The 952-nt window shown below is 74.5% G+C and carries 2 protein-coding genes; both read left to right on the forward strand.

Going from position 1 to position 952, the window contains the following annotated elements; genetic code table 11:
* On the forward strand, positions 1 to 520 hold a 520-nt coding region (locus tag CCN37_RS38425), incomplete at its 5' end, for a DNRLRE domain-containing protein (RefSeq protein ID WP_143262087.1).
* Positions 521 to 567: 47 nt separating this feature from the next.
* A partial coding sequence (locus CCN37_RS38430) for a hypothetical protein (RefSeq protein WP_210408427.1) occupies positions 568 to 952 on the forward strand: 385 nt, incomplete at its 3' end.

Consider the following 952-nt stretch of genomic DNA (forward strand, 5'->3'; position numbering starts at 1 on the left):
GACCACACCGGGCACCCCGACGGAGACGACCATGGAACGGGAGGCGACCGCGGACGCGTACGTCAACGGCGCCTCCCTCAACACCACCTACGGCACCCATCAGCAGCTGGCCGTGCGCGGCTCCCCCCCCTACGAGAGCTATCTGCGCTTCGACGTGCCGGCCGCGCCGAAGGGCATGGTGCTGAAGGAGGCGGTACTGACCCTCACCACCAGCGGTGACGAGTACGCGCCCTCGGCCGACTCCGTGGAGGTCGTCCCGGTCACCGGCGCCTGGTCGGAGAAGGAGGTGACGTGGGCGAAGCGCCCGGCGCACGGCAGCACCCCGCTGGGCACCCTCAAGAGCGCTCCGCAGGCACGCACCGGCTACGACGTGCCGCTGCGCACCGCGACGGTGGGCGACGCGGCCGGCGGCGCCCTCGATCTGGCGCTCATCTGGTCCGGGAGCGACAGCCTGTGGCTGTGGGCCCGCGAGTCCGGGGGCACCTGCCACAAGCTCACGCTGACCTACCGGAAGCCGTGAGCGCCCACCGGGCCCGGCGGGCCGCGGCGGCCGTCACCCTCGTCCTGGTGACGGCCGCCCTGGCCCTGACCGCCGGGTGCGCGGACGACGACGGCGCCGGGCACAGCGGCGGGCAGCGCTCCGGAGCCACCGCCTCCGCCGCTCCCGGGCAGCCGCCTGCGGACGGCAAGGACGGCAACGGCGAGGACCACTCGCGGGAACGGGGAGCGGACGACGAGGACGCGCCGAAGGTGCCGCGCTCCCGGCTGACTCCCGCGACCGGCTCCTTCACGGCGAAGGAGAAGGACTATCTCACCGGCCGCGTCCCCGAGGGGATGGAGCCCGCCGCCGTGCTGGAGGCGGGCGAGACGGCCTGCGCACGGATCAGTACGACGGCCGAGGTCAGCAGGAAGGACGCCATCAGCGCCCTCGCGGCCGGCGAGAGCGACCAGG

Source organism: Allokutzneria sp. NRRL B-24872 (assembly GCF_002155965.1).
Classification (GTDB): domain Bacteria; phylum Actinomycetota; class Actinomycetes; order Mycobacteriales; family Pseudonocardiaceae; genus Allokutzneria.